Source organism: Halpernia sp. GG3, from assembly GCF_052976925.2.
In genome coordinates, this window is the sequence record NZ_JBRIIR020000017.1 from 596,580 (window position 1) to 620,160 (window position 23,581).

Consider the following 23,581-nt stretch of genomic DNA (forward strand, 5'->3'; position numbering starts at 1 on the left):
CTTGTTAATGCGCACTGCTTTCTGTATTTATCAAAATAACACCTTGTTTTTTCAAAATCTTCGGTGTTATAAAACCGTAAAATGCGAGATACAAAAAACAAACAATAGGAATCACATAACTAAAATGGGTGTAAGTAATTCCCATTATTCCCTTCGGATTTGTTAAGTCAAAATCACATATGTATCCTTGTATCAAAGGAATAATTCCACCACCTAGAATCATCATAATTAAGAATGAGGAGGCTTTTCCAGTGTTTTTTCCTAATCCGGCTATTGCCAAATCGAAAATTGAAGGCCACATAATTGAGCAGAATAAACCACCGGAAATGAAGAAGTATTTGGCAATTTCTTTGTCAGGCCACACAAGCCCTAATATCATCATCACAATTCCAGCGAAACCAAAAAGCATCAATGTTTTTCCAGCATTTTTCCCTCCCCAGAAACTCATTAAAATAAAAATGATGATCCAAATCGGATAAATATAAAATGCTGAGACGTCTTTTCCGCTTAAATAATTAGCACCTAAAATTACCGCAAAAGCAATAAAAGGAACAATAAATTTTAACAGCATATTTGTGCTTTTAGACGTATTAAAAACGTTAATTCCGCCATTCCATCGCCCAATCATTAAGCTTCCCCAATAAAGAGAAATAAATGGGGCAATATTATTTTCTAATATATTTCCGAATTCATGGGTGTGAAGTAAAGCTGGTAGATTACTTACAATCGAAACTTCTACACCAACATAAAGGAAAATTGCGAGCATTCCCAAAGTAAGTTGCGGATATTTCATAATGCTGAATTTTTCAGTAGTTTCTTCTACTTTCTCTTCTTCATCTTTGGCTGGATCATCTATTTTCGCAAAAAGCATGAAGACCGCTACTAAAAGAAAAGCGATTCCTAAAACGATGAAAGGCTTTTTTACTAAAGATAAATGTGTTTTTACAAATTCTTTTGGATAAACAATAGAAGTTGCCGATTTTTTCACGACATCAAATTTATCAATGTATGGAAGTAATTCTGCCTCTGTCTTATTTTGTAATTCATTTAAAGATTGATTGATGCTGGTAAGATTTGTGTCAATGTCTGCCTTAGATTTATTTAGAACTGCAGTTTCTGACGTTGAAATTACAGCAAGTTCATCTTTATTTTGATTTAACTCTTTTTGTAAATCCTTGAAATTACTTTGTACAATTTCGGTTTTTGTTAATGTTTTATCTTTCGAGGTAGAATCAGAATTATTTCCCATCCCAAATAGCGCAATTCCCACGATGATCGGTCCTATGGTCGTTCCTAAAGAATTTACGCCGCCTGCTAAAGTTAAACGGTGTGCCCCAGTATCAGGACTTCCCATTTTAATTGCCAGTGGATTTGCTACAATTTGCTGAACCGAAAATCCCAAACCAACAATGAATAAAGCAGATAAGAAAAATACAAAACTTGCATTTATGGCGGCAGGAACGAATAAAAATGCGCCAATTGCCGAAATAACCAATCCAAAAGACAACGTTTTTTTATAACCGAATTTTTGCAGAACATCACTTTTAAGTGAGACTAAAAAGAAAATAACAGAGCCTACAAAATAAGCGGCGTAAAATGCCCACGCTACTAATTGCGCCTGCACTTGAGAAAGCACGAAATATTTTTTAAAAACTGGAATTAAAATATCATTACTTGCCGCGACGAAGCCCCAGAAAAAGAAAACAATGATTAGCGAGATAAACTGCGACCATTTTGTTTGCACGTTGTTATTCATGTTTTTAGTTTTATTTAAAAACAAATATAATTAAATATTCGGTTTTATGTTTTTTTCTAAAGTTTTTTTAATTTCCTTCTGAGATAGATCTTTTAAATGTTTTGCACTGTCATTTGGCTCTAAAATGTCACTGAAATAAACTTTCACTTTCCCAGGATGTCCTACTTTATTATTGAATGGAAACATTTCTTTTAACCCCACAAATGTAAAAATCAAAATCGGAAACTGATGTTTTGAAGAGAGAGTAAAAGCACCATCTTTAAAATCTCCCAGTAAAACCGATGTGTCGTCGGGAACGCCACCTTCAGGAAAAATCACAATACTTTGTCCTTCCCGCATTCGTTCGGCGCATCTTCGGTAAACTTCTGCGCGACTTTTCATACTGCTTCTATCCACCATCACACAAATTCTTTTGTAAATCTGTCCAAAAATTGGAATTTTCACCAACTCCTTTTTACCGACATAGCATAAAGGATGACGTGGCATTAGCATGCATGGAAGCATGATATCCATTATAGAAGTGTGATTCGAGATAAAAATATACTGTTGATTTTTTTCAATTTTTTTCTGTGTTTCTTTGATCAATTCATAGCGAAAACCCATCCCGTAATACATAGTAAAACACCAGAGTCTGATAAAAATATAACAGTATTTATAGTGTTTGGGGTTGATCGTAAGAATGAAAACGAATATTCCAAAAAATAAAGTCGCCACAAAAGCCAAAATCACGAACCAAAGGCGCCATAAATAATTCAGAAAAACGGTCATTGATCAGGAGAATTAGCCATTAAAAATTATTTTTTTCTTTACAGAGTAATTTAAAACTGATACTACAATGATAGCGAAAATTTTACTCAATATTTCTGGACTGAAAACAAAGAATAAAAATGAAAAATTGTGCAGAAATACATAATGAAAAAACAGCTGAAAGAGGCTTAAACTTAAAATGGTAGAAATTGAGGACACAATCATGAAATAAAGAAACTCTCTTTTTTTAGAATATTTCCCCTGTTCGAATACAAACCGAATGCTCAGTGCATAATTAAAAAGTATCGCAAAAAGTGTCGAAAGCACGTTGCTTAGAGGATATTTTATACCGTAGAAATTCAGTTCCGAGGATATCACTTTTGGCAGATAGACACTTCCCATTTTAAACAGACCAATCTCAAAAACCGCGCTTAAGCCGCCCACCAAAATGAAGAGTAATATCTGTTTTTGTTTTTTTATGAATTTTTTCATATTCTGCTACAAATTTAAAATTTAATGTTAAACATTAATAAAATGATGTTAATTTTTTTTGTGGTATTTAATTATTATCTAATTTTATTCAACAAATAAGAATTGCCAAAGAATTTTTATCAAGCGGTCTAAATTTGAAAGTTTTCAGGCAAATCATTTCAAATCACAATTTAATAATCCTGATGATGTCAACTTTCAAAAATCAACGAACTTTACAAAGATTTTCACCTTTAAAACAAAAAATCTCAGAACTAAAAAAAATTAATTCTCGTTTTAAAAGGGTCTACCGCGAGTATGAATTCATGTCTGAAGAGCTATGGACCTTAGAAAACTCCACAGAAGTTTCTGTCTCAGACGATTTTTTAAATGCAGTAAATGCCCAAACAAATTATTTAGAGGAAGAAATTGCAGATTGGTTAAATTCTGACGAAAAAAAGTGATTTTTTAAAGCAATTTTAGTCTAAAGATTAATTACTATTTTAGCACTCTTAAAACTTGCTAAAATATGTTTGCGATTGTAGATGGCGGCTCTACCAAATGTGACTGGGTCATCCTTGATGATTTCGGCAAAATTCTTTTTAAAACTGAAACTATCGGTTTTAATCCCAATATTATAGATGCGCACCTCATCCCCGCAGAAATAAATAAAAACCCTGAACTAATATCCGAATCGTACAAAATAGATTATTTATTTTTCTACGGTTCTGGCTGCGGTGTACGTGAAAATTGTCTTTTAGTAGAACAGGAATTAAAAAAAGTTTTTCTAAATGCACAAATTACAGTAAAAGAAGATATGACTGCGGCAGCTTATGCGGCTTATGATGGAAAGCCTGCAGTAATTTGTATTCTTGGGACGGGCTCAAATTCATGTTTTTTTGATGGCGAAAGTATTCGGCGGGATTTACCTTCTTTGGGCTTTTTAATTGGTGATGAAGGTAGTGGTAATGCGCTTGGGAAGATTTTACTTAAAAATTACTTTATGAAAAAATTTCCTGAAGATCTGCATCAGGAATTTTCTGAAATTTACAATTTAGATATAGAAGAAGTTATCGGGAATATGTATCACAATCCGCGGGCTAATGCATATTTGGCAGATTTCAGTAAATTTATTTTGGAGAGGAAACAACATCCTTACTTGCAGCATTTAGTTTTTGAAGAAATCAAAAACTTTCTGGATTATCAGGTTTTGCCTTATGAAGAAAGTAAAAACTGTGAAATTAATTTCATCGGTTCCATTGCACATTATTACGAAGATATTCTGCGTTCAGCGGCTGCAGAAATGCACTTAAAAGTTGGAAAAGTGGTTCAAAAACCAATTGAAAGTTTGGTAGACTATCATTTAAAATACATTTTGCCACAATTAAAAAATTAGAGAAAGAAAGAATGTTGTATATTTTCATTCTTTTCTTTAAAAAAAAGTAAAATCGATTATCAAAACTTTGAGCTGTTTTAAAGCCTAATTTATAGACTTTGCTGGGCGACTTTTGGTTAAAAAATATTATGAGTAATAAAACAAATAGAGACGAAAAAAATTTCAGAAAAGCGGCCTTAGATTACCACCAGTCTGAGCCTAAGGGAAAAGTAGAAGTCATTCCTTCTAAACCGCATTCCACACAACGCGATTTATCCCTGGCATATTCACCAGGCGTTGCAATTCCGTGTATGGAAATTTTTGAACATCCGGAAAAAGTATATGATTATACGGGAAAAGGAAATCTAGTAGCCGTTATTTCAAATGGGACTGCCGTTTTAGGTTTGGGAGATATTGGTCCAGAAGCCTCAAAACCGGTGATGGAAGGAAAAGGTTTGTTATTCAAAATTTTCGCAGATATCAACGTTTTTGATATCGAAATTAATGAAAAAGATCCGGATAAATTTATAGCAATTGTAAAAGGTATCGCGCCAACTTTTGGCGGAATAAATTTAGAAGATATAAAAGCGCCGGAAGCATTTTACATAGAACGAAAATTAAAGGAAGAATTGAATATTCCTTTAATGCATGATGATCAACATGGAACTGCAATAATTTCCGCGGCGGCATTAATTAATTCCTTGCAAATTGCAAATAAAAAAATTGAAGATATTAAAATGGTTGTGAATGGCGCAGGAGCTGCAGCAATTGCTTGTACCAATCTTTATATGGCTTTAGGTCTTAAAAAAGAAAATATTTTAATGTGTGACAGCAAAGGTGTGATTAATCATAAAAGACAAAATCTTACCGCTGAAAAATTAGATTATGTTGCAGAAACTGATAAGACGACTTTAGAAGAAGCAATGGAAGACGCCGATGTTTTCGTTGGTTTGTCTAAAGGAAATGTGGTTTCGCCTGAAATGCTTAAGAAAATGGCAAAAAATCCGATTGTTTTTGCTTTGGCAAATCCAGATCCGGAAATTGAATATACTTTGGCAATGGAAACTCGAAATGATGTTTTAATGGCAACCGGAAGAAGTGATTTTCCTAATCAGGTTAATAACGTTTTAGGATTTCCCTACATTTTCCGTGGGGCTTTAGATGTGCAGGCAACTGGAATTAATGAAGAAATGAAATTAGCTGCCGTTTATGCGATTGCAGATTTAGCTAAAGAACCGGTTCCAGAAGCGGTTGTTTTAACTTATAACCTTAAAAGTCTAAATTTTGGTCCAGATTATTTTATTCCAAAGCCTTTTGATAATCGATTAATTACGAGAGTTTCAATCGCTGTTGCAAAAGCAGCCATGCAAAGTGGAATTGCGCATAAAAATATTGAAGATTTTGAGCAGTATGAAAATCAACTTTTAGACAGAATGGGACGTGATGAAAAACTCATCCGGATGATGCAAAACCGCGCGCGTTCTAATCCGAAAAGAGTAACGCTTGCAAATGCTGAAGAATACAACGTTCTTAAAGCGGCGCAAATTCTTTATGAAGAAGGAATTGCACATCCGATTTTATTGGGTGAGAAAAAGTATATCAAGGAACAAATGGAGAAATTTGGGATAGATTTAGATGTCCCAATTATAGATCCGGCAGATGATGATCAGGAAGAAAACAGAAAGATTTATAGAGAAATGCTTTGGAATTTGCGCAACCGTAAAGGTGTAAATGAATATAAAGCAAAACGTTATGTTAGACAACGCGACTATTTTGGTCCGTTAATGTTAAGAAATGGTGACACCGATGCTTTGATTGTTGGTTTCTCTAAAAACTATTCTTCTGTTTTAAAGCCAATTCTGGAAATTATTGGCAAAGAAAAAGGCGTAGAAAAAGTTGCTTCAATGATGATGATTTTATCTGAGAAAAAACCTTATTTCTTCGCAGATACTTCTATTAATAAAAATCCTTCTGCAGAAGATCTGGTTTCCATCGCGAAAATGGCAGAAATCACAGTGAAATCTTTTGCTATCGAACCGAGAATTGCCATGTTGTCTTACGAGAATTTTACAGCTAAAGCGGAAGTTTCCCAAAAAATGGCAAAAGCCGTAAAAATCTTACATGAAAAATTCCCAAAAATGATTGTTGATGGAGAAATTCAGCCGGATTTTGCCATGAACAGCGATCATCTTTCAGATTATCCATTTTCAAAATTGGGAACAAATCCAGCGAATACTTTTATTTTCCCGAACTTAGAAAGTGCAAATTTATCTTATAAAATTATTCGTGGGATGAAAGTGGCACAAACTATCGGGCCAATTTTAATGGGATTAAACCAACCCGTTCACGTGCTACAAATGCGTTCCAGCGTGGAGGAGATCGTAAATCTTGCAACGATTGCAGTTTTAGATGCGCAAAAAAAAGAATCAGCAAAAAAATAAATTATGATTTATTCTCTAAGAGGAAAAGTTTTAGAAATGGCACTCACTTCATGCGTTATAGAATGCAACGGAGTTGGCTATACAGTAGGTATCAGCTTGCAAACTTCAGATAAAATTAAAATGGATGAAAATATATTTATTTACATTCAGCAAATTATTCGGGAAGATGCTAATTTACTTTTTGGGTTTAACACTCTTTTAGAAAAAGAAATGTTTAATTTGTTAATAAGTGTTAATGGAGTTGGTGCAGTTTCCACCCTGATTATGCTCTCCACGTTTAGTCTTCAGGAAATTGCTTCTGCGATACAATCGGGCAATAGTGGTTTAATACAAAAAGCGAAAGGTATAGGGATAAAAACTGCTGAAAGAATTATTGTAGACTTGCGGGACAAGGTGCAAAAATTCAGGCTTTCTGATGAAAATATTTCTAATTTCTCAGATAATAAAATTAAAGAAGAATCGTTATCTGCTTTAGAAGTTTTAGGGATTCCGAAGAAAATGAGTGAGAAGATCGCAGATAGAATTTTACAAGAAAATGCGACTGTTACAACTGAGGAATTAGTGAAACAGATTTTAAAACATATTTAACATTTGAAGAAAAAAAATATTTTTTGGTACAGACAACTAATATTTATGTTTTTGTGCTTTGGTTTTGCTAAAAACTATGCGCAAAATAAGCCTGAAGACAGTATAAGTGTAAGGAAAAATTATAGTCTCCCGAATCCTATTAGATATGATGCTTTTTACGATATACAAAGCAACATGTATTTTCTGTATCCCAAAGTAGGAAATTTAATAACTGGAAATCCTGTCGCAATGACCGCTGATGAGTATGCAGCTTATGTAAAATCTAATCAACTGCAATCTTACTATCAGGAAAAATCTACTAAAAACGATCTGCTTACCAGAAAAGATCAGTCAGATGCTATAAAGCAAGGTTTTGTTCCAAGTGTTACTATAAAAAATCAATTATTTCAAACTATTTTTGGAGGCAATAAAATTGAAATAATTCCACAAGGTTTTGCTTCTTTTGACTTGGGTATTTTATATCAAAAAATTGATAATCCCTTAATACTTCCACAAAACAGAACCAGTTTTGCTGTTAATATTCAGCAAAGAATTCAGCTAGGTTTGCTAGGAAAGGTTGGCGAAAATCTTCAGTTAAAGGCTAATTACGATACCCAAAGTGGTTTTGCGTTTGAGAATAAATTAAATTTAGTTTATCAGGCAAAAGGAACCTGGCAAGATTTACAAAGCAAAGGTCTGAATGACAAAACGACCGGTGGCGAAGATAAAATTATTAAAAGAATAGAATTTGGAAATGTAAATATGCCACTTTCTACCAATTTGATAAGAGGTTCTGAAAGTTTATTTGGATTGAAAACCGAATTTCAGTTAGGGAAAACAAAAGGGACTTTACTTTTATCGCAGCAGCAAGGTGAAGCTAGAAATATTGTGGTGCAAGGCGGTGGCGTATTAAATACTTTTAAATTAAATGCAATTGATTATGAAGATAATCAGCATTATTATCTGGGACATTATTTTCTAAATAATTATGATACTGCGCTGCTTAATTATCCACAGATCAATTCAAAAGTTAATATTACCCGTATAGAAGCTTGGGTTTTAGACCAAGGTTCGGGTAATCTTCAAGATCAAAAGGGCATTATTGGTATTAGGGATTTAGGCGATGGCATTTCTGGGTTGCCAGACAATTCTCAAAATAATCTATACCCCAGTTTGCAGAATCTTGGTCCAAATTTAAGAGATGTAAATACGGCTTACAATACCATTAATGGACAAAATTTACCAAATGCAACAGGTGGTTCTGAAATTTACAAGGATGGTGAAAACTTTATTTTTAATAGAAAATCCAGGAAATTAAACAGCGGAGAATTTACTTTTAATGCGCAGTTGGGTTACATCAATTTAAGCCAAAGACTTAATGACAATCAACTTTTGGCTGTTTCTTACTCTTACACGATTAATGGTGATAACAGAGTTTACAAAGTAGGTGAGTTTGCAGAGGACAGCCCTGTAATTATTACAAAACTTTTAAAACCAAACAGCATCACGAAAACCACTTCACCAATGTGGGATTTAATGATGAAAAATATTTATCCGATTAATGCCAATCAAGTTAGTGCCGATGGCTTTATAATGAATGTTTTTTACCGAGATCCAACGAGCGGTGGAAAAGTAAATTATTTACCGAATACTCCTGTTCAAGATCTTAACTTGTTAAAACTGTTTAACTGGGACCGCTTAAATTTAAATAATGATTTGCAAACGAATGGTAATCAAACTGGTGATGGTATTTTTGATTTCGTGCGTGGAATCACTATTGATGCAGAAAACGGTAAATTAATTTTTACAAAAGCAAAGCCATTTGGTCAATATTTACAGACTGTTTTAGGAACTAATGACCCAAAATTTGTCTTTAATGATTTATATGATAAGCAGAAACAAGTTGCTTCAGAGAGTAATCTCGCGCTGAGATATACCTTAGAAGGTCGATATAAGGGAACACAAGGAACAGGTATTTCTTTGGGAGCCATAAATGTGCCGCAAGGTTCGGTAAGAGTAACTGCAAATGGCGTACAATTGGTTGAAGGTCAGGATTATACTGTCGATTATTTACTTGGTTCTGTTAATATTATTAATGAAGCGGTAAAAAAATCGGGACAGGCGATTAACATTTCCCTTGAAAATCAACTGACTTTTAATACGCAAAGAAAAAGTTTTTACGGTTTAAATTTAGAACGGAAGTTTAATGATCACTTAACTTTGGGTGCAACCGTAGTTAATTATGCGGAAAGACCTTTAACCCAAAAAGTGAATTTTGGCGATGAAGCCGTTAATAATACAATGGCAGGTTTTAATATTTTATATAACAACCAGTTGCCATTTTTAACGCGATTAACAAATAAGATTCCTTTTGTAAAAACCGAGGCTCCCTCAAATTTAAATTTTATGGCGGAAGGGGCTTATTTAATTCCGGGACAAAATAAAGGTACAGATGATCAATCATATATCGATGATTTTGAACAAACTACTTCTAAAATTTCTTTAAAAGAACCTTCTTCCTGGAGTTTGGCGTCAAAACCCGAACAAAATCTGAACGATCCTGTTTTTGCCAACGCAGGTTTAAATGATGACATCCGAAATGGTTTTGGTAGAGGTTTGATCTCTTGGTATAATATTGATCCAAGATTTTACGGAGTTGGAGGAAAAGCTCCAAATGGAATTAACGCAGAGGCAGTTTCCAACCATGCTTCGAGAAGAGTCCAGTTGTCCGAGCTTTATAACAACAGAGATTTTGTTGCTGGTGATCAAACTTTCTTAAACACATTTGACGTTAGTTATTATCCGACGGAGCGAGGGCCTTACAATTTTAATCCCGCTACAGAAAGTACACAACAGAGATGGGCTGGATTAATGCGGCCAATTTCTGTGTCTAATTTTGTTAATTCAAATATTGAATATGTAGAATTTTGGATGATGGATCCCTACGCAGACGGTAAACAGCTGGGTGCGGCCCCAAAACTTTTATTGCAGTTAGGTAATGTTTCTGAAGATGTTTTAAAAGATGGAAAATTACAGTATGAAAATGGATTGCCTACACCAAATGTTCCGGCAAATACAACGACCACAAATTTAGGAATTCAGCCAAATCAATTTCCTATTTTATATGCTTTTTCTACAGAGGGTACGGAACGAACTGCGCAGGATTTGGGTCTTGACGGTCTGGATGATGCCGGGGAAAGCGAGAAATATCATTTTACTGCGATAAATCCTGTTACGCAGGTTAATGACCCGGCATCGGATGATTTTTTATATTTTTTATCAGATAAATTTCAAGGTGCGCTTGCTGCTTCATTAACAGATAGATATAGATATTTCCGGAATCCACAAGGAAATTCTCAAAGCAATTCTTTAGAAGTTTCTTCTCAAACACCAGATTCTGAAGATGCAAACGGGGATTATAATTTAGATCAAAATGAGAATTATAATCAATATACGGTTGATTTAACAAAAACTAATTTGGTAGTTGGCCAAAACAATATCGTTGATATGCGCCAAGTAAGCGTGAAGTTTCAAAATGGACAAACCGGAACAAATAAGTGGTTTTTATTTAGAGTTCCCGTTGCGCAATATGATCAAAATGCTGGTGCCCATGACAATTCAATTCTAAATAATGTGCGTTTTGCTAGAATGCTAATGAAAGGTTTTGATCAAACTTCCACTTTGCGTTTTGGAACTTTTGATTTGGTACGAAGCGATTGGCGCGCTTATACGAAAAATATTGCCAGTTCATCTGTAACTGCTGTAAATGAAGGAACCGCCGCACCAATCACTCAAAATAATAATTTTGATGTTGGAAGTGTAAATTTAGAAGAAAATTCCAGCGCAATGCCACCTTATGTTTTGCCTCCGGGAATTGACAGACAAGTTTTGAGCGGAAATGCAGGGGCACAAAGACAGAATGAAGCGTCACTTTATCTAAAAGCAACAGATTTACGTGATGAAGCAAGAGGTGTATTTAAAAACACACAACTTGATATGCGTCGTTATAAAAAATTAGAACTTTTTGTACACGCGGAAGATTTGAAAAACCTCATGTCTAACAATTTAGATCCAAATGCAAAATTCTTTATCCGTTTTGGTAGTGATGCGACAGATAATTACTACGAATATGAAGCTTCTCTGAAATATACTGCTCAAAATGCGCGAGCAGCTTTAGATATCTGGCCAATAGACAATAATGTCGATTTAGAAATTCAAAAATTTGTAGAAGCAAAGCAAAGTAGAGATGCAAATGCCGGAAATTTAATTACAGACCGTTATAATGACCCAACTTATGGTGATACTAACAAAAAAATCTATGTAAAAGGAAGACCGAGCTTAGGTAATATTACTACTATTATGATAGGTGTTCGAAATAATTATGATAATAGAGGTCAGAAAGCTGCAGCACTTCCCGGTCCAAAAGATCTCGTTCTTTGGGTGGATGAAATGCGTTTATCAGGAATCGATAATAAAGGCGGTTATGCCGGGAATGCAACTTTGAACTTTAATCTTGGTGATTTTGCAACGGTTAATGCAAACGGCTCTTTTTCAACAATCGGCTTTGGAAGTATTATACAGAAACCCGCGGAACGTTCCCAAAATAATAATTCTGCTTTCAGTATCAATACTGCTGTTAATCTTGACAAATTTTTACCTGAAAAATTAGGTTTAAAAATTCCTGTTAACTATTCTTATACCCAAACAATTGAAGATCCAAAGTACAATCCTTTAGATAATGATATTGAATTTACGAAAGCAAAAAATAATGAGGAACTGAAGAAAGTAGCCAGAACTTATACGCAACAGCGAAGTATTGGTGTGGTAAATATGCGCAAAGAACGTATCAATACAGTCAAAAAACCAAAGTTTTACGATGTAGAAAACCTTTCATTGACCACTATTTATAACGATGACTATTTCCGGGATATTTATACCACTAGAAATTACCGTCAATATTTACGGGGTTATGCGGATTATAATTATAGTTTTAAACCCTATGTTATTCGTCCTTTTAATAAAATGATCAGCGACACGGCGAAATCTTACAAATATCTGCGTTGGATAAAAGAATTCAATTTTAACCCAGTCCCTACAAGATTATCTTTCCGTGCAGAGTTGGATAGAAATTATAATGAGTTGCAATACCGAAATGTAGACGCGCTTATTTCTGGTATTCCAGGGCAAGATTTTGATGTTATTAAAAATAATAATTTCTACTTTGGCTGGCAGTATGGTATTGGATTTAATTTTACCAAATCGCTCAAACTTGAAATTAATTCTGCCATGCGGACTTTAAATGATAATGTAAGTGTTTATGATATGAATACTTCATCAATATTTAGAGATCCTTTCCGTGCGGGAAGACCGGTTTTATATAACCATAAAGTTCAATTAAATTATAGATTGCCATTTGAATATTTCCCCTATTTGGATTTTATCAATGCAGAATTAGGTTACGGTTTTCAATACAACTGGAACGCGCGCTCGACCGTTTTGCTAAACAGCCCAGGCGGAAGTTTAGGAAGTATCGGTCAAAATACCAATAATATTGTGGCAACAAGCACGGTAGATGTTCCAAAGTTTTTCAGCAAGTTTAAATACTTTGAGAAGATGAATAAAACGGTGCAGAAACGCCGTCAGGAAATCGATTCCTTAAACAATGTTTATACACAGGCATGGAGCAAGAAAAACAAAAAGGTTAATTTTAAATATTACAAATTCAAAAATAAACTAACACCCTTACAAGCTATTGCATTTGCTTTAACTTCAATAAAACAACTCGATGTTTCTTATAACGAAAATAACGGTATTGTACTTCCAGGCCTACTTTCTGCGCCAAACGGTTTCGGATATGGCCAAACCTTAGGCGGCCCTACTTATGGTTTTCTTTTAGGCTCGCAGGCAGATATCAGGAGGATTGCGATTGAGCGTGGCTGGCTTTCTACTTCTTCATTTTTAAATGATCCATACTCGGAACTCAACAGTAAAAATCTTACCGCGAATCTGCAAATTATGCCCGTCAACGATTTTAGAATTGATTTTAATATTTTAAAAAATTACAATAGGAACTTCACACAAGGTGGTTTTAACGTGGATGCAAATCCCAATACTTCTTTTTTTGATTTTTCTTACGGTAATGAGTTTGTATCCTATTCGCGCACCGCATGGACTTTTAAAACTGCGTTTGTAGATGGTAAAACTATTTTTAACAACATTATTGGAAATGCACGTCAAATTTCTCAATCGTATGGCGGAGCAACTGATGCGAATGGTTTCACAGATGGTCACAGTTTAGCAAATGCTTATGTTTTGATTCCGGCATTTCAAAATGCAGTGGAAGGTAAAACAGGAACAAATGCAATTGGCGATGCTAAAAAATCAGGTTTTCCTTTACCAAACTGGAGAATTACTTATTCTGGATTAAAAAATATTCCTTTTGTAAACAGCCAGTTTTCTAAACTTGATATTCTTCATGCATATACCTCAACTTACACGGCGACGGGAATCCAGAGCAGCATAGATTTTTACAACGTACAAAATAATGGAAGTGCAAACCGGGATACATTTGGTGATTTTTTTAATCCATATTCTTTTTCCCAGGTCGGATATGTTGAAGCCTTCGCGCCTTTAATTGGCGCCGATTTCACGATGCGGAATAATTTCCAATTTCGGGTGATGTATAATAGAGACCGCGCTTTTTTATTAGGACTTATAAACCATACTTTAACGGAAGATTCTGGAAATGAATATGTTGTAGGTTTCGGCTATATTTTAAAGGATTTAGTACTGAATTTTAACTTTAAAGGAAAAGAAAAGAAAGTAAAAAGTGATTTAAATATCCGTGGAGATTTTTCTATCCGTGATAGCCGGACAAGAATTACAAATATTTTGCAAAATGACTCTCAAGTTACGGGCGGTCAAAAATTGTTATCTGTTAATCTTACTGCAGATTATAACATGTCTAAAAACTTTAATTTAAAATTCTTTTACAATCAATTGATGACCAAATATAAAATATCTACCGCGTTTCCGCTTTCTACTGTAAGGTCTGGAATTACCGCTACTTTTACTTTTGGAGGCACTGGATTTTAAATAAATTGATTTAATATCTAAATTGCTGAAAATTAGTTTCTTTGGCATTTTTTTTTGAATAATTTTTTTTTGCAAATTCATTATGTTTGAAGATGCCTCACATTTCTTTTATTTTAAATACCTACTTTTGTTTTTTAAATTAAAGACATGCAAGATTTTGTAGATAATGACGATGATGTGTTCACTGGTAAAGAACATACGCCTTTAAGAGCCGATGCTTTTGATAAATTGCCTGCTGAAAAAATTGAAATTATTCAGCACCATTTTGGTAAGATTATGGAAACTTTAGGTTTAGATATGACTGACGATTCGCTTAAAGATTCGCCGAAAAGAGTCGCTAGAATGTATGTAAATGAAATTTTTGGTGGTTTATTACCCGAAAATAAACCGACAATTTCTAGTTTTTCAAATAAATACAAATACCGCCAAATGCTTGTAGAAAAAGACATCACTGTTTATTCCTTTTGTGAACATCATTTTTTACCAATTATTGGACGCGCTCACGTGGCTTACATTTCAAACGGAGAAGTAATTGGACTTTCTAAAATTAACCGTATTGTTGATTATTATGCAAAAAGACCACAAGTTCAGGAACGGTTAACCATGCAAATTGTCGATGCTTTAAAAGAAGCCCTCGGAACCACTGATGTTGCCTGTATCATTGATGCAAAGCACCTTTGTGTAAATTGTCGTGGTATAAAAGACACCACCAGTTCTACTATTACTGCTGAATTAAGCGGCATTTTTAGAAGTAATCCGATTACGAGACAGGAATTTTTACATTATGTAGGAAACCATACAAAACTTGATTGAAGCCTTTATAAAAATTAGTTTTTATTTTCCTACAACCAACAACTAAGAAACAAATGCAACTAAAAATATACAATTCACTCACTTCAGAAAAAGAACTATTTAAACCCATTCACGAAAATAAAGTCGGAATGTACGTTTGCGGACCGACGGTTTACAGCAATGTGCATTTGGGAAATGTCCGTACTTTTTTATCTTTTGATTTTATTTACCGCAGTTTAAAATATTTCGGCTACGATGTTCGCTATGTTCGCAATATTACGGATGCAGGACATTTAACAGATGATGGCGACGTTAATAACGACCGTTTTGTAAAACAATCCCGTTTGGAAAAATTAGAACCGATGGAAATTGTACAAAAATACACCGTCGATTTTCACAAAGTTTTAGAAGAATTTAATCTACTTCCGCCAACAATTGAGCCAACCGCAACTGGCCATATTTTAGAACAGATAGAATTAACGCAAAAATTGCTAGACACTGGTTTTGCTTACGTAAGTAATGGTTCTGTCTATTTTGATGTGTTGGCTTACAATGCAAAAGGTTTGAATTACGGTGAACTTTCCAAAAGAAACATTGAAGATTTAATTTCAAATACGCGAGATTTAGACGGACAGTCTGAAAAGAAAAACCCGCCAGATTTTGCACTTTGGAAAGGAGCGTCTCCCGCACATATTATGCGATGGAACTCACCTTGGGGACCTGGTTTTCCGGGATGGCATTTGGAGTGTACCGCAATGAGCACCAAGTATTTAGGTCAGAAATTTGATATTCACGGCGGTGGAATGGATCTGAAATTTCCACACCACGAATGTGAAATTGCCCAGGGAAAAGCGGTAAACGGAACTGAACCCGTAAATTATTGGATGCACGCCAATATGCTCACCATGAATGGCCAAAGAATGAGTAAATCTACTGGAAATTATATTTTACCTGCAGAACTTATTTCTGGTCAAAATGATTTTTTTGGAAAAGATTTTCATCCGTCTGTGGTTCGGTTTAATTTTTTGCAGGCGCATTACAGAAGTGTTTTAGATATTTCTAATGAAGCGATGCTCGCTAGTGAAAAGGGCTTACAAAGACTTTTAGAAGCTAATAAATTCTTAAATGATTTTAGCGAAGTTTTATCAGAATCTACTTTCAATTTTTTGGAGTGGAAAACCAAATCTGATGATGCTTTAGCGGATGATTTTAATAGTCCTATTTTAATTGCGCATCTTTTTGAAGCCGTTAAATTTATTTTTAATCTAAAAGAAGGAAAAGAGAAATTAAATTCTGAGGATTTAGAACAATTAAAATTGACTCTAAATATTTATATTTTTGACGTTTTAGGCTTAGACTATTTAGAGCAAAATAATAATACAAAGTTAGACCAGACTTTAAAGGTTTTAATTGAGCTGCGGAATCAAGCCCGGAAATCTAAAAACTTTGAACTATCTGATCAAATTCGAAATCGCTTATTAGCTGAAGGAATTGAGTTAAAAGACGGAAGAGAAGGAACGAGCTATTCTATCACATAAAGAATTAACACAAATACCCATTTATAATTTTTTCCCGTAAAAATAATTTTTAAACTGCAAACTCTTTTAAAATATTTAAAAGAGTTTTTTTATGTCTCAAAATGAGACGTATAAAGTATTGATTATTAAATATTAAACTATAAATATTCTATAAATAATTTAATAATTTATGCTTTGTACTTTTAAAAATTCTTATTTTAGCACGGCAAAACAAACATTAATGAAACATCTATGAAAATAGTGTCCTCTTATTTAGACACAAGATGATGGATGTAGCATCTGACCATATAAAACAAACAGAAAAAAACGGATGAAACTATATTTAAACATCAACTTCGAGACGAAGTTTGGAGAAAAAATGGTGCTTCAAGTTACCGACGAAAAAGCAGAAATCAGGGAATATAATTTGAAATATGAAGTAAATAATACCTGGGTTTTAGAATTAGATCATTATTCAAAATCAATATCATATCGTTACATTCTTAAAAACCAAGAAGATACGGTACTTGACGAAGAATATGCATTACATAATTTAATTTTTCCGAATAACTTTAAAGAATTTAAAATTTTTGATGTTTGGAATTTAAAAAACTTTCCTGAAAACTACCTTCACAATAAAATTTTAGAGAATACTCTACAACCTTTTCAGCCAGAAAAAGTAAATATTCTGAAGAAACATACACATCTTTTCAGATTAGAGGCGCCACTTTTCAAGAAAAATTGGTCCATAATGCTCATGGGAAATGCCGATGGTTTGGGTAATTGGAAAGTTGAAGAATCTTTAAAAATGGCACAAACGGATTTTGGGATTTGGGAAATAGCTGTAGAAATTATTGCAGATTACCCGTTTCAATATAAATATGCAATTTTAGATAATTTATCAAATAGTGTTGTCGCGATGGAGACGGGAAATAACCGTAGAAGTGATGCCAATAAAGATGAAAATCTACTGCATGTGCAAGCCGATCATTATTTTAGATTTAGAATCGGTGAACTTTACCACGCAGCAGGTGTTGCGGTACCTGTTTTTTCCTTAAGAAGTGAAAATGGTTTTGGAGTAGGCGAATTTTTTGATTTAAAATTATTAGGTGATTGGGCGAAAGAAAGTAAACTCTCGATGGTTCAGATTTTACCAATAAATGACACGACAGCAAATTATACTTGGACAGATTCTTATCCTTACGCCGCAATTTCAGTTTACGCTTTGCATCCGCAATACTTGTCTATAGAAAGGTTGGATTTTAAATTAGTTAAAGGCACAGAAGAAAAATATTTAATATTAAAAAATGAGTTAAATAACTGTGAATTAATTGATTACGAAAGGGTAATGGCTTCTAAATGGGAGTTTATAAAAGATATTTTTAACGTCAATAAAACTGAGATATTAAAAGACAAAAATTTTAAAAACTTTTTAAAAGAAAATGAGAAATGGCTTTTCCCTTATGCTGCATTCTGTCTATTACGAGATAAATATAAAACGCCCAACTTCAATGAGTGGAAAACGCATAAAAAATACATTGCTGGGAAAATAAGCGCACTTTCGGCTAGCAAGCATAAGATATGATCAGGTAATGCTTCATTCTTGGGTTAATACCAATTGCATCTGCAATCTTCTGAAGCGCGGTATTATTTACAAATCTAGGGACTTCGTTAAAGGTGATTTGCGATTCGGCATTTACAGATATTCTGCGGAAGCTCTGGGCTGAACCGGAACCTTTGGTATGCATTTTCAAGCCTGCTTGCCTCCGCCACATAATTTTTCAGAATTAGGTCAGAACTGGGAATTCCCGACTTACAATTGGGAAGTGATGAAACAAGATAATTATGCGTGGTGGAAAAAAAGATTTAAAGCATTAGAACAGTATTTTGATGCGATGCGGATTGATCATATTCTTGGTTTTTTCCGGATCTGGAGAATGCCGATGAGCGCAACGCAAGGAATTCTTGGTTATTTCTATCCCGCCGTTCCTGCGAGCAACGGAAGAATTCTAAATGGGAGGCAACATCCCTTTTCAACTTCGACAGGTATTGCAAGCCCTTCCATTAACAAGATATTCTTTGGAATCATTTTTGAGAGGAAAAACAATATGTTGATAAATTTTATGTACAACCATTTTAATGGAAACTATACCTTTAAAAAGAATTTGATACGCTACGAAAACTTAAAGATCATTTCGTAGAAAATCTCAATATTGGAGGAGGAAAACTCATAAGTCTTTGTGCTAATAATTTTATTTTTGTAGAAGAACAGGATGGCGATTATGTTTATCACCCAAGATTTAATATTAACAAAACGGACTCGTACCGTTTTTTAAATGATTGGCAAAAGAAACAAGTTTATGATCTCTACGTCGATTATTTTTTTAAAAGACAAGATGGACTTTGGTATGCTAGCGGAATGGAAAAATTACGATCCGATCTCTTAATTCAAAAATATGCTCATCTGCGCTGAAGATGTAGGATTAGTTCCTCATTGTGTGCCGCAAGTAATGGATAGTATTGGGATCAGTGGCGCGAAAGAGACAAAGAATGCCTTCTGATAATAGTTCCTTTTAGCAATGAAATATGCTGAATATCTTAATCTAGTAACTGCTTCATCGCATGATAGTTCACGCTTCGCCAGTGGTGGGCATGAAGACAGGGAATCAACTCAAAGTACTTTATAGTATCAACTCAATCAATATGGAACTGCGCCGTGGGAAATCTGAAGATTCTCCAGCCTCTAGCAGAATCATTATTAAGCAACATTCATACAATGATCTATGTTGTATTTTTCCCGATACAGAAATACTTCGCTTTAGAAAGTAACTTACAAGACACAAATATGGATAATGCAGAGGATAAATCAATCCGATGTTCTCCCGCATTATTGGCGGTATAGAATGCATCTCTGATTTAGAAAATCTAGAAAAAAAGAAAATATTTTTCGCAAAGAAATTGGAAGTTTGGATTGAAGATTCTAAAATAAATTAAATAATCAAGTAAATATCATTCTCAAAGAAGTCAAACCAACGTATTTCAATTTTCTCCTCCTTTTTACATCTTAATAAATGAAACAATTCTCATCCATCAAATTAAGCAAAATAAATCGAAAAGAATCTTCGTATTTTCAACTATTAAATAAAAAGATCATGTATAAAAAGATGCTTATTTTTTTTCTGATGATGACTGCTGCTTTTGCTTTTGCGCAGAAAAATCAAACAAACAATGGTTGGGGAAATTCTGATAATTCTTACAATTCTAATAATAATTACAGCAATTCTACTTCTAATAATAACTCTGACTATAATAACGATAAAATGATTATATTTGGATGGATGAGACTATCATAGATCTATCCTACAGATCACTATCCGCATACCTAATTATGAAGTTACTATAATGATTACAGGAATAGCATCGTTTCTATCAATTGGCAGCAAATTTATAGAAGATATAATTGAAACATATCAGGTGAATCAAATTATTTATTAAATGAATAGACAATCAAAATTCTTCGATAATTGGAATTATTTATTACGGAAGTCCCTATAGATGGTAATTATGAAGAAAGATCTAATGCGCTACAATATTTTTAGGGCCGCAAATTCTTTATTTCATTGAGAAATAATTATTACCATGCTACAGTCCGGTAGGTATTTCCGAAATTATAAGAGATTATTATGTACCCCGTTTTCATGTGAAACGAAGAAATGAATATAGAACTGTGAACATAATTAATTATAGAGAAATAGAAAATACTTATGTAAATCCTCGCGCAAGCAAATTGCATAATGTCGATCACACAGACAGCAGTGAAAATAGTGGTTTTCGCAACGGTACAAAAAGTGAAAGCACTCAACCAAATAGAAATTCTATAACCTCAGGAAATGCAAAAGATAGTGGATTTCGCACAGAGGTTAAAAGTGAAACTTTACAACCTTTAAAGACAGGCAAGCCTTCAGAAGATATAAAGGGAAATGGTTTCCGAAATGTTGAACAAAATGGAAATATGCAATCTGTTCGAAACATAAGAAGTTCAGATAATGCACGAACTAATAGTTTTAAAACTGGTAGTTCTAATCAAAAAGTAGAAAATGCCGGCCCACGAAGAAATGATGGTGCAATACAAAATGCAAGATCTGCAAAAAGAGAAGCGAGTGCAAATAGAAAAGTAGAGACATCCCACGAATCTTCCGATTCTCGCGGGGGTGGATTTAGATAGTTAAGTTTATAATAGTTATTTTTAATGGTAATAATGGGCAAAAGTAAATTTTGCCCATTTTCTATGTAATTTTAACATGTTTTGTGATTATTACCGCTTAACTTTATATCTATTGAGATATCAAAAAGAAGAACAGGAATTAATTATTAATATAAAATAAATTAAAATGAAAAAATTATTTTTAAGTATGGCTTTAGTTGGCTTTAGTACATTTGCATTTGCGCAACAATCTCAATCAACTACAAATAATATGAAACGTGGAGATATGAAGCAAAATATGGCAATGCATCAGCAAAAACAAATGGATAAAATGAAATCTGATCTTAATTTAAATGACGATCAGATTATGAAAATAAAAGCCTTGCAGGACGAAAGGATGGAAGCCAGAAAAAACAAGATGGCAGGAGATAAAACTGAAAAAATGGAAAAACGGAAGGACGCTAGAGAAGAAATGAAAAAAATTCTTACTCCAGAGCAGTACACTAAATGGGAAAGCCACATGAAGGAAAAAATGGAGAAAGGCAAGGACAATAGAATGATGAAGAATGATAAATCATCAATGCGGATGGAATCTAAGTAAATCAATAGCAATTAATTATTATTTCAGCAGAGTTTTTTATAACTCTGCTTTTTTTTATGTCAATTTGTAAATTATCAATATTTTTATTTACATTTGTTTTAACATATAATTAACAATTAATGACGCGTAATTTTATTTTCTTTTTCTCTTTAATTTCTTCCTTAATATTTTCGCAGGAAAAACCCATCAGTTCAATATCTGATAGTTTGCTTTCCCATGCATATGCGGTTATAAGAAATCACACAGAAAATTATACTATTAATTCTGTGAAAGACATGGAGATCAAAGAAGAAATGACTATTAGTATTTTGAGCTCAAGTGGTGAAGGATTTTCAGTAATCGGAATTCCATACAATCCAACTACTAGAGTAAGCGATATAAAGGGATTTATTTACAACAAAGATGGTAAAGAAATAAGTAAATTTTACAAAAAAGATTTTTCTGATACTTCTAATAATTCATCTAACGCTTTATATGTGGATGATAGGATTTTGTTTTATAAACCCGTTGCAATGGAATATCCATACACAATAAAATATTCTTACTCCACCACAACTTCAAATACAGTTTATTTAAGCTTATTTAGAGCAATAAATGGATATAATCTTGCATTAGAAAAATCTCAAATCACAATCAATAATAAATCTGGAATTAATTTAAACTCTAGAGTTTATGATACATTTTTAGGAAAAGTGTCAAAATCGGAAGATGCTGGAATCTCGAGATATACTTATGAAAACATTCCTGCTTTAGGGTCTGAAACTTTAGCGCCAAGTTTAGATGTGCTGTCGCCACATGTTGATTTTGCTTTACAAAAGTTTTCAATTTCAAACAGAGAAGGTGATAACAGCAATTGGGCAAGCTTGGGTAAGTGGTATTACAACAATTTATTATTACCCGTTTCTACAGTTACTCCCGAAATTCAAAAAGAAGTAGATGATTTACATCTAACGGGAACTGCCTCAGAAAAAGCAGAAAAAATTTACCAGTATATGCAAAATAAAACCCATTATATTCTTGTCTTGATGGGAATTGGCGGATGGCAACCGATGGTCGCAGAAGATGTTAGAAAAAAAGGATATGGGGATTGTAAAGCGCTGACAAATTATATGAGAATTTTGTTACAAGCTGCGGGAATAAAGTCTTACTTCTGTTTTGTTTATTTAAATGAAACTGCAACATCTTTTGATCCAAATTTTGTTTCACTTTTGGGTAATCATGCTATATTAATGATTCCAACAGAAAAAGGTAATATATGGTTAGAAAATACTTCGCAAAGCATTGCATTCAATCACTTAAGCTATAAATCTAGGTTCAGAAATGTTTTGGCAGTAATGGAAAATGGAATAGAACTCATAGATACACCAATCTACAAACCAGAAGATAGCAAAGAAATATTGCAATCTACAGTTAAGATTAATGTAGATAATAGCATTTCTACAGACACTAAATTTTCTTTTACAGGCGGACAATATGATGATAATATGCGTCTTTTCTATTATGATAATTCTGAGTTAAAAGATGCCATAAGAAACACGCATGGGAATCTTACTATTCAAAATTTAGACATTGCCAATCTTACTAATAATAAAGATAATGGAGAAATAAATTATAATCTAAAATTTAAAGCAATTAATTTTTCTAAAAAATTAGGTAATGATATATTCTTCCGCGTGATGCCTTTTTACAGCAGTTCTGCACTTTCTGCGGATTCTAACAGGAAATTACCTTTCGAAAACTCATTTCCTTTTCAAGATGATTATAATGTAGAATTTGAAATTCCCGCAGGTTATAAATTTTCAGAGATACCTAAAAGTCAGGAAATACAATCCGAGTTTGGTGCTTATTCTATTTCATTTAAAAATGAAGATGGAAAACTAAAGGTTCGTAGAATCTTAACCATCAATCGAGGCAATTATCCAAAAGAAAAATATCAAGGTTATGTCGATTTTCGTAAAAAAACCGCGAGTTTTGATAGTACCAAAGTATTAATTACAAAATCATAACATCAAATAAAA

Annotated in this window: 17 protein-coding genes; 14 read left to right on the forward strand and 3 right to left on the reverse strand. The window is 33.5% G+C overall.

Annotated elements, in window-relative coordinates:
- Nucleotides 1-4 precede the first annotated feature (4 nt).
- The 3 genes from ACVBED_RS12160 to ACVBED_RS12170 are packed head-to-tail and all read right to left on the reverse strand — an operon-like array spanning nucleotide 5 to nucleotide 2,995.
- Nucleotides 5-1,756, reverse strand: a complete 1,752-nt coding sequence (locus ACVBED_RS12160) for an MFS transporter (RefSeq protein ID WP_447120535.1) — start codon at nucleotides 1,754-1,756, stop codon at nucleotides 5-7.
- Nucleotides 1,757-1,786: 30 nt separating this feature from the next.
- On the reverse strand, nucleotides 1,787-2,524 hold the full coding sequence (locus ACVBED_RS12165) for a lysophospholipid acyltransferase family protein (protein ID WP_447120536.1): 738 nt from the start codon (nucleotides 2,522-2,524) through the stop codon (nucleotides 1,787-1,789).
- A gap of 12 nt (nucleotides 2,525-2,536) precedes the next feature.
- Nucleotides 2,537-2,995: a GtrA family protein gene (locus ACVBED_RS12170; protein ID WP_447120537.1), complete on the reverse strand. Its 459-nt coding sequence runs from the start codon at nucleotides 2,993-2,995 to the stop codon at nucleotides 2,537-2,539.
- Between the two features lie 182 nt (nucleotides 2,996-3,177).
- Here ACVBED_RS12170 and ACVBED_RS12175 point away from each other — a divergent pair, with 182 nt between their 5' ends.
- From ACVBED_RS12175 to ACVBED_RS12240, 14 genes are all read left to right on the forward strand, one after another.
- The gene (locus tag ACVBED_RS12175; protein ID WP_473095052.1) at nucleotides 3,178-3,435 is read left to right on the forward strand and encodes a hypothetical protein; all 258 of its coding nucleotides are present in this window, start codon (nucleotides 3,178-3,180) and stop codon (nucleotides 3,433-3,435) included.
- A 65-nt stretch (nucleotides 3,436-3,500) separates the two neighbouring features.
- Entirely contained in the window at nucleotides 3,501-4,367 is an 867-nt protein-coding gene (locus ACVBED_RS12180) for a BadF/BadG/BcrA/BcrD ATPase family protein (RefSeq protein ID WP_447120538.1), read from the forward strand.
- A gap of 128 nt (nucleotides 4,368-4,495) precedes the next feature.
- On the forward strand, nucleotides 4,496-6,787 hold the full coding sequence (locus ACVBED_RS12185; RefSeq protein ID WP_447120539.1) for an NADP-dependent malic enzyme: 2,292 nt from the start codon (nucleotides 4,496-4,498) through the stop codon (nucleotides 6,785-6,787).
- Nucleotides 6,788-6,790: 3 nt separating this feature from the next.
- Entirely contained in the window at nucleotides 6,791-7,375 is a 585-nt protein-coding gene (gene ruvA / locus ACVBED_RS12190) for a Holliday junction branch migration protein RuvA (protein WP_447120540.1), read from the forward strand.
- A 45-nt stretch (nucleotides 7,376-7,420) separates the two neighbouring features.
- Entirely contained in the window at nucleotides 7,421-14,449 is a 7,029-nt protein-coding gene (gene sov / locus ACVBED_RS12195) for a T9SS outer membrane translocon Sov/SprA (RefSeq protein WP_473095053.1), read from the forward strand.
- A 147-nt stretch (nucleotides 14,450-14,596) separates the two neighbouring features.
- Nucleotides 14,597-15,262: a GTP cyclohydrolase I FolE gene (gene folE, locus ACVBED_RS12200; RefSeq protein ID WP_447120541.1), complete on the forward strand. Its 666-nt coding sequence runs from the start codon at nucleotides 14,597-14,599 to the stop codon at nucleotides 15,260-15,262.
- Between the two features lie 53 nt (nucleotides 15,263-15,315).
- Entirely contained in the window at nucleotides 15,316-16,779 is a 1,464-nt protein-coding gene (gene cysS / locus ACVBED_RS12205) for a cysteine--tRNA ligase (protein WP_447120542.1), read from the forward strand.
- Between the two features lie 310 nt (nucleotides 16,780-17,089).
- The gene (locus ACVBED_RS12210) at nucleotides 17,090-18,343 is read left to right on the forward strand and encodes a 4-alpha-glucanotransferase (protein ID WP_473095054.1); all 1,254 of its coding nucleotides are present in this window, start codon (nucleotides 17,090-17,092) and stop codon (nucleotides 18,341-18,343) included.
- Between the two features lie 157 nt (nucleotides 18,344-18,500).
- Nucleotides 18,501-18,959 (forward strand): 4-alpha-glucanotransferase, encoded by a 459-nt coding sequence (locus ACVBED_RS12215; RefSeq protein WP_473095055.1) that lies wholly within the window; start codon nucleotides 18,501-18,503, stop codon nucleotides 18,957-18,959.
- Nucleotides 18,960-19,380: 421 nt separating this feature from the next.
- Nucleotides 19,381-19,587, forward strand: a complete 207-nt coding sequence (locus ACVBED_RS12220; RefSeq protein WP_473095056.1) for a hypothetical protein — start codon at nucleotides 19,381-19,383, stop codon at nucleotides 19,585-19,587.
- A gap of 242 nt (nucleotides 19,588-19,829) precedes the next feature.
- On the forward strand, nucleotides 19,830-20,111 hold the full coding sequence (locus ACVBED_RS12225; protein WP_473095057.1) for a hypothetical protein: 282 nt from the start codon (nucleotides 19,830-19,832) through the stop codon (nucleotides 20,109-20,111).
- Between the two features lie 374 nt (nucleotides 20,112-20,485).
- The gene (locus ACVBED_RS12230) at nucleotides 20,486-20,983 is read left to right on the forward strand and encodes a hypothetical protein (protein WP_473095058.1); all 498 of its coding nucleotides are present in this window, start codon (nucleotides 20,486-20,488) and stop codon (nucleotides 20,981-20,983) included.
- A gap of 166 nt (nucleotides 20,984-21,149) precedes the next feature.
- Entirely contained in the window at nucleotides 21,150-21,563 is a 414-nt protein-coding gene (locus tag ACVBED_RS12235; protein ID WP_447120549.1) for a hypothetical protein, read from the forward strand.
- A gap of 119 nt (nucleotides 21,564-21,682) precedes the next feature.
- Complete coding sequence (locus ACVBED_RS12240) at nucleotides 21,683-23,569, forward strand: DUF3857 domain-containing protein (RefSeq protein ID WP_473095059.1); 1,887 nt, start codon at nucleotides 21,683-21,685, stop codon at nucleotides 23,567-23,569.
- Nucleotides 23,570-23,581: the final 12 nt, after the last annotated feature.

Excerpts from the sequence above, each read along its gene's own strand:
- ACVBED_RS12180 (WP_447120538.1), top strand. The coding sequence starts at position 3,501 with ATGTTTGCGATTGTAGATGGCGGCTCTACCAAATGTGACTGGGTCATC.
- folE (WP_447120541.1), top strand. The coding sequence starts at position 14,597 with ATGCAAGATTTTGTAGATAATGACGATGATGTGTTCACTGGTAAAGAA.
- ACVBED_RS12175 (WP_473095052.1), top strand. The coding sequence starts at position 3,178 with ATGATGTCAACTTTCAAAAATCAACGAACTTTACAAAGATTTTCACCT.
- ACVBED_RS12215 (WP_473095055.1), top strand. The coding sequence starts at position 18,501 with ATGCATTTTCAAGCCTGCTTGCCTCCGCCACATAATTTTTCAGAATTA.
- ruvA (WP_447120540.1), top strand. The coding sequence starts at position 6,791 with ATGATTTATTCTCTAAGAGGAAAAGTTTTAGAAATGGCACTCACTTCA.
- ACVBED_RS12210 (WP_473095054.1), top strand. The coding sequence starts at position 17,090 with ATGAAACTATATTTAAACATCAACTTCGAGACGAAGTTTGGAGAAAAA.
- ACVBED_RS12225 (WP_473095057.1), top strand. The coding sequence starts at position 19,830 with ATGAAACAATTCTCATCCATCAAATTAAGCAAAATAAATCGAAAAGAA.
- sov (WP_473095053.1), top strand. The coding sequence starts at position 7,421 with ATGTTTTTGTGCTTTGGTTTTGCTAAAAACTATGCGCAAAATAAGCCT.
- cysS (WP_447120542.1), top strand. The coding sequence starts at position 15,316 with ATGCAACTAAAAATATACAATTCACTCACTTCAGAAAAAGAACTATTT.
- ACVBED_RS12170 (WP_447120537.1), bottom strand. The coding sequence starts at position 2,995 with ATGAAAAAATTCATAAAAAAACAAAAACAGATATTACTCTTCATTTTG.
- ACVBED_RS12220 (WP_473095056.1), top strand. The coding sequence starts at position 19,381 with ATGATAGTTCACGCTTCGCCAGTGGTGGGCATGAAGACAGGGAATCAA.
- ACVBED_RS12165 (WP_447120536.1), bottom strand. The coding sequence starts at position 2,524 with ATGACCGTTTTTCTGAATTATTTATGGCGCCTTTGGTTCGTGATTTTG.
- ACVBED_RS12235 (WP_447120549.1), top strand. The coding sequence starts at position 21,150 with ATGAAAAAATTATTTTTAAGTATGGCTTTAGTTGGCTTTAGTACATTT.
- ACVBED_RS12160 (WP_447120535.1), bottom strand. The coding sequence starts at position 1,756 with ATGAATAACAACGTGCAAACAAAATGGTCGCAGTTTATCTCGCTAATC.
- ACVBED_RS12240 (WP_473095059.1), top strand. The coding sequence starts at position 21,683 with ATGACGCGTAATTTTATTTTCTTTTTCTCTTTAATTTCTTCCTTAATA.
- ACVBED_RS12185 (WP_447120539.1), top strand. The coding sequence starts at position 4,496 with ATGAGTAATAAAACAAATAGAGACGAAAAAAATTTCAGAAAAGCGGCC.